The sequence below is a fragment of the Staphylococcus sp. T93 genome (assembly GCF_016743875.1).
GTDB classification, from domain to species: domain Bacteria; phylum Bacillota; class Bacilli; order Staphylococcales; family Staphylococcaceae; genus Staphylococcus; species Staphylococcus aureus.
The window spans coordinates 1-6,292 of record NZ_CP068248.1 but is presented as its reverse complement, the minus strand read 5'-3'; the positions used below and the strand labels follow the sequence as shown (position 1 = coordinate 6,292).

6 protein-coding genes are annotated in these 6,292 nt (G+C 33.4%); 2 read left to right on the top strand and 4 right to left on the bottom strand.

The annotated features are described in order from the left end of the window. Position 1: 1 nt before the first annotated feature. Positions 2 to 988: a protein rep gene (locus JG553_RS13285; protein ID WP_202106767.1), complete on the bottom strand. Its 987-nt coding sequence runs from the start codon at positions 986 to 988 to the stop codon at positions 2 to 4. 635 nt (positions 989 to 1,623) lie between these two features. Then, positions 1,624 to 2,835, bottom strand: coding sequence for a MobV family relaxase (gene mobV, locus JG553_RS13280; protein ID WP_032494831.1), 1,212 nt, complete (start codon positions 2,833 to 2,835; stop codon positions 1,624 to 1,626). Positions 2,836 to 3,191: 356 nt separating this feature from the next. Between mobV and ermCL the strand changes: the two genes are divergently transcribed. Together ermCL and JG553_RS13270 are read left to right on the top strand one after the other, a co-directional pair. Continuing rightward, positions 3,192 to 3,251: a 23S rRNA methylase leader peptide ErmCL gene (ermCL, locus tag JG553_RS13275; protein WP_002503927.1), complete on the top strand. Its 60-nt coding sequence runs from the start codon at positions 3,192 to 3,194 to the stop codon at positions 3,249 to 3,251. Positions 3,252 to 3,335: 84 nt separating this feature from the next. Beyond that, positions 3,336 to 4,070 (top strand): 23S rRNA (adenine(2058)-N(6))-methyltransferase Erm(T), encoded by a 735-nt coding sequence (locus tag JG553_RS13270; protein ID WP_002345002.1) that lies wholly within the window; start codon positions 3,336 to 3,338, stop codon positions 4,068 to 4,070. A gap of 633 nt (positions 4,071 to 4,703) precedes the next feature. Here the strand turns inward: JG553_RS13270 and tet(L) are convergent. Continuing rightward, positions 4,704 to 6,080: a tetracycline efflux MFS transporter Tet(L) gene (tet(L), locus tag JG553_RS13265; RefSeq protein WP_105120725.1), complete on the bottom strand. Its 1,377-nt coding sequence runs from the start codon at positions 6,078 to 6,080 to the stop codon at positions 4,704 to 4,706. A 33-nt stretch (positions 6,081 to 6,113) separates the two neighbouring features. Further along, positions 6,114 to 6,176, bottom strand: a complete 63-nt coding sequence (locus JG553_RS13440; protein ID WP_012779615.1) for a tetracycline resistance efflux system leader peptide — start codon at positions 6,174 to 6,176, stop codon at positions 6,114 to 6,116. Positions 6,177 to 6,292: the final 116 nt, after the last annotated feature.

Sequence of the window (6,292 nt, the reverse complement as noted above, 5' to 3'; positions counted from 1 at the left end):
TCTACTCTTTAATAAAATAATTTTTCCGTTCCCAATTCCACATTGCAATAATTGAAAATCCATCTTCATCTGCTTTTTCTTGTTCATCATCTGCATGAATTAAATCGCCTTCTTCGGCATCATCTAAATTTAATTTTTTATGAATTTCTTTCAGCAGTCCACCGTACGAAATTAATCGTTTTCGATGTAGACCTTCTTCCAAATCAGATAAACGTTTCAAGTTCTTTTGTTCATCATCTGTCATGAAATCCGTATCCTTCACTGGATACTTTGCAGTTTCATCAATTGCCGATTGCATAGCGTCTTTACTTTTATTCTTCGGCTTTACAATTTGAATATGTACAACTGGATCATAGTCCAACTTCATTGCTTTTCTCCAAAACTGAATCCATTGTTTTTGAGTTACATAGTTTTCAGTATTCTTAAAATAAGTCGGCTCTACTGCCAGCAACACATGCATATGTTGATTATATGAATTATCAATTTCGTTTACAGTTACTTCTGTCGCACGCATAAAACCAACTAAATTTTTAGTGATTTTTTTATATTTCATCATGCGATTAAAACCTTTCGCCATATCTGATAAACTTTGATTTAATTCTTCACCGTCATAAACATTTTTAACTGAAAGTGTCAAAAATAACCACCGAACTGTTGGCTTTTGTCGAATCACTTCAGTAACAACTTTTTTCGATTGAATTCCATGTTTCATTGCTCTTCTCCAATTGCACATTGGACATAAACGAGATTTACAAAACCAAACACGATATAAATTAATTTCACTCGTTTCTACGTCCACTTTGTATTCCAAAATCTCTGCACAATCTTTCACACGTTCAGCTTTTTTAAATTCTAGTATATGCAATAATTCCCAATAACCAACGTTCGAAATTTTTTTCTCTCGCCAAGGGCGAACTTTACCACTTTTCGTTTTGTCGATTAATACACTTGATTTTTCGATTGATTGAATGCTATTATTATTACACATGATAATAAAAAACCCCCTATGTATTGAGTTGATTGTTTAGTCACTTTTAACTTTAACATAGGGGTTTTTTATATTCAACCATTTTCCACTCATTTTTAAACGCATAAAACCAGTAACCACAAGGGTTTAAATGACATAAATAGCCTTATAAAAAAAACTTGTTATTTCTATAAGTATCAAGATAAGAAAGAACAAGTTCAAAACCATCAAAAAAAGACACCTTTTCAGGTGCTTTTTTTATTTTATAAACTCATTCCCTGATCTCGACTTCGTTCTTTTTTTACCTCTCGGTCGTAGTACCCCCAGAAGTTGGTCGATTTTTTCAAAATCTCCCCCCAGTCCATTTCCCAATTTCTAAAACAATAAAACCGTGGGCGTTGCCCACACCCACAAACGCAATGCGTTTGATCATGCCTCTGAAAAGTGAGTAGACAGTCATACCTGTTGGCTTTTCTGTCGGTTTGCAAAAGCTAATTTACGAAAAAAGCAGCACAAGGGTAAATGCACTCACTACGTTCGCCCTTGTACTGCTTTCTTTTTCGCAAATTTTAACGCTTATGCCGACGAAAAGACCAAACAGGTATATAAATATACTCAAATTGATTTAAAACTCCTTAGAACGCAAATATGAGCTTCTAACGACTTAATTCATCTCTATCTCGTGTTCGAGTTTCATTTCTATGAATTTTTTCAAACTCTCCACCTTTCACAAATTCTTTTACTTTGTCTACAACGCCACCAACAAGCGTTTTAACCTGTTCAGTTGTAACTTGCTTAGAATCTTTAAAGTACGCTTTAAACCCTTTGTAAATGTCCTTAATTTCGTTTTTAAGCGATTTATTCTCTTTCTCTAATTCTTCAAGTGTTTCGATATTCCGATTACTCTTACGCACCAAATCATTGTATTCTTTCACTAATTCGCTATATTTCCCTTTAACTTTAGTGATTTCTTTAGGTAAATCAGTTTCCGCATATTTCTTTAGTCGCTCATTTGAGCTATATAAATCTTCATAGCCTTGTATCAAAGCATTTAATTTATCTTTAGAAATAATCACATTTCCTGTTTTACGTTCTTCATTTTTCATAAATTCATGTCGCAACTTACCAATACCAATGGTTTCGCCACTAGGTACTTTGACTGTTTTCGTTTCGTCTTTTAAATCCAAACTCTCTTTTTTTATAGTCGCTGTTTTATCGTTCGATAACGCTAAAACTTCTGACTTCCGCTGTTCCAGCGTGGTAGTCATCTCTTTTAATTCGTCCTTTGCCTTTTTATATTCAGGCACCGTTAAATTTTTACGCTCTGACCCTTTTTCGCCACGTTCAAGCTCAAAACCACGCTCATTTAAATATTTTGGTAATTCGTCTTGTACCGCCTGTAAGGCTTGACGATTAAAAACAGTCTTTGCTGATAACTTCTTTTCCGCATTGAAAGGCACAATACCTAAGTGCATATGTGGTGTTGTTTCGTCTAAGTGAACTTGAGCGTAGCGGATATTCTCATCACCAAATTTTTCAGCGAAGTAATCTTTCGACTGTTCGAAAAAGTCTTTAATTTCTTTATCGTCTTTATCTTTAAAAAATTGGTTGTCAGAAGTTATGATCCATTCGTTTATTAATACAGCATCTTTTCTGACAGCACGACTACTTGATTTGTTGTCATTAATAAATTGCTCAATATCTCGTTTATAATTTTCTGTCCGATTGACCAAATCATAATTTAAATACGACCGTTCAACATCAATATCTTTGTTCGAATGATTGTCTGTATTTCTCTGATTATGATTACCCACCCCAACCAAATTTCCTGATTTCATCTTTTGCATACGAGCCACTACAAATGACATATAAACACTCCTAACTTCGGTACAACTTCCATGTAAAGTATACACACTATACTTTATATTCATATAAGTGTGTACTCTGCGAGGCTGTCGGCAGTGCCGACCAAAACCATAAAACCTTTTAAGACCTTTTTTTTTCGTAAAAAAAGAAACAAAAAAACCCGACCTCTGCCACCTCAGCAAAGGGGGGATGCTTTCGTTACCACTCAAAAATAAAAAAGATACAAGAGAAATCTCTCGTATCTTTATTCAACAATAGGGCCCAATTGCAGTATAAATTTAACAGTCGTTCATCATGTTATTATTTATCAGAGCTTGTGCTATAATTATTCTAATTTCATAAAAAGGAGAATTAATATATGGGCATTTTTAGTATTTTTGTAATCAACACAGTTCATTATCAACCAAACAAAAAATAAGTGGTTATAATGGATTGTTAATATAAACATTCATTATAACCTCATAGGAGTGGGTTATAATGAACAAAATAGGAGTGGGTTATAATGAACAAAAAAAATATAAAAGATAGTCAAAACTTTATTACTTCAAAGCATCATATAAATGAAATTTTGAGAAATGTACATTTAAATACAAATGATAATATTATTGAGATTGGTTCAGGGAAAGGTCATTTCACGTTTGAATTAGCTAAAAGGTGTAATTATGTAACCGCCATTGAAATAGATCCTAAATTATGTAGGATAACTAAAAACAAACTTATTGAATATGAGAACTTCCAGGTTATCAATAAAGATATTTTACAATTTAAGTTTCCTAAAAATAAGTCATATAAGATATATGGAAATATACCCTACAATATAAGTACAGATATAATTCGAAAAATTGTTTTTGAAAGCACAGCTACAGAAAGTTATTTAATAGTGGAATATGGATTTGCTAAAAGGTTGCTAAATACAAATCGTTCACTAGCACTATTTTTAATGACAGAAGTTGATATATCCATATTAAGTAAAATCCCTAGAGAATACTTTCATCCAAAACCTAGAGTTAATAGCTCGTTAATTGTATTAAAAAGACACCCTTCAAAAATATCACTCAAAGATAGAAAACAATATGAAAATTTTGTTATGAAATGGGTTAACAAAGAATACATAAAACTATTTTCCAAAAACCAATTTTATCAAGCCTTAAAATATGCAAGAATTGACGATTTAAACAATATTAGCTTTGAACAATTCTTGTCTCTTTTCAATAGCTATAAATTATTTAATAGATAAGTTAAGGGGTGCATAAACTGCATCCCTTAACTTATCTTATTTTGCTTAAACAATCTTGGCCCGTAAACTGCATAACTCATATGTAAATCGCTCCTTTTTAGGTGGCACAAATGTGAGGCATTTTCACTATTTCCGGCAATTACTTCCATGTAAAGTATAATAACACACTATACTTTATATTCATAAAGTGTGTGCTCTGCGAGGCTGTCGGCAGTGCCGACCAAAACCATAAAACCTTTAAGACCTTTCTTTTTTTTACGAGAAAAAAGAAACAAAAAAACCTGCCCTCTGCCACCTCAGCAAAGGGGGGTTTTGCTCTCGTGCTCGTTTAAAAATCAGCAAGGGACAGGTAGTATTTTTTGAGAAGATCACTCAAAAAATCTCCACCTTTAAACCCTTGCCAATTTTTATTTTGTCCGTTTTGTCTAGCTTACCGAAAGCCAGACTCAGCAAGAATAAAATTTTTATTGTCTTTCGGTTTTCTAGTGTAACGGACAAAACCACTCAAAATAAAAAAGATACAAGAGAGGTCTCTCGTATCTTTTATTCAGCAATCGCGCCCTTTAATGGAACAAAAAGATTTGAATTCCTGTTATAAAAAAAGGATCAATTTTGAACTCTCTCCCAAAGTTGTTAGAAATCCCTTTGAGAATGTTTATATACATTCAAGGTAACCAGCCAACTAATGACAATGATTCCTGAAAAAAGTAATAACAAATTACTATACAGATAAGTTGACTGATCAACTTCCATAGGTAACAACCTTTGATCAAGTAAGGGTATGGATAATAAACCACCTACAATTGCAATACCTGTTCCCTCTGATAAAAAGCTGGTAAAGTTAAGCAAACTCATTCCAGCACCAGCTTCCTGCTGTTTCAAGCTACTTGAAACAATTGTTGATATAACTGTTTTGGTGAACGAAAGCCCACCTAAAACAAATACGATTATAATTGTCATGAACCATGATGTTGTTTCTAAAAGAAAGGAAGCAGTTAAAAAGCTAACAGAAAGAAATGTAACTCCGATGTTTAACACGTATAAAGGACCTCTTCTATCAACAAGTATCCCACCAATGTAGCCGAAAATAATGACACTCATTGTTCCAGGGAAAATAATTACACTTCCGATTTCGGCAGTACTTAGCTGGTGAACATCTTTCATCATATAAGGAACCATAGAGACAAACCCTGCTACTGTTCCAAATATAATTCCCCCACAAAGAACTCCAATCATAAAAGGTATATTTTTCCCTAATCCGGGATCAACAAAAGGATCTGTTACTTTCCTGATATGTTTTACAAATATCAGGAATGACAGCACGCTAACGATAAGAAAAGAAATGCTATATGATGTTGTAAACAACATAAAAAATACAATGCCTACAGACATTAGTATAATTCCTTTGATATCAAAATGACCTTTTATCCTTACTTCTTTCTTTAATAATTTCATAAGAAACGGAACAGTGATAATTGTTATCATAGGAATGAGTAGAAGATAGGACCAATGAATATAATGGGCTATCATTCCACCAATCGCTGGACCGACTCCTTCTCCCATGGCTACTATCGATCCAATAAGACCAAATGCTTTACCCCTATTTTCCTTTGGAATATAGCGCGCAACTACAACCATTACGAGTGCTGGAAATGCAGCTACACCAGCCCCTTGAATAAAACGAGCCATAATAAGTAAGGAAAAGAAAGAATGGCCAACAAACCCAATTACCGACCCGAAACAATTTATTATAATTCCAAATAGGAGTAACCTTTTGATGCCTAATTGATCAGATAGCTTTCCATATACAGCTGTTCCAATGGAAAAGGTTAACATAAAGGCTGTGTTCACCCAGTTTGTACTCGCAGGTGGTTTATTAAAATCATTTGCAATATCAGGTAATGAGACGTTCAAAACCATTTCATTTAATACGCTAAAAAAAGATAAAATGCAAAGCCAAATTAAAATTTGGTTGTGTCGTAAATTCGATTGTGAATAGGATGTATTCACATTTCACCCTCCAATAATGAGGGCAGACGTAGTTTATAGGGTTAATGATACGCTTCCCTCTTTTAATTGAACCCTGTTACATTCATTACACTTCATAATTAATTCCTCCTAAACTTGATTAAAACATTTTACCACATATAAACTAAGTTTTAAATTCAGTATTTCATCACTTATACAACAATATGGCCCGTTTGTTGAAATCCCTTAACGAT

What these genes read in the sequence shown, in the direction of transcription:
- JG553_RS13285 (WP_202106767.1), bottom strand. Translation starts at nt 988, where the DNA reads ATGTGTAATAATAATAGCATTCAATCAATCGAAAAATCAAGTGTATTA.
- JG553_RS13270 (WP_002345002.1), top strand. Translation starts at nt 3,336, where the DNA reads ATGAACAAAAAAAATATAAAAGATAGTCAAAACTTTATTACTTCAAAG.
- mobV (WP_032494831.1), bottom strand. Translation starts at nt 2,835, where the DNA reads ATGTCATTTGTAGTGGCTCGTATGCAAAAGATGAAATCAGGAAATTTG.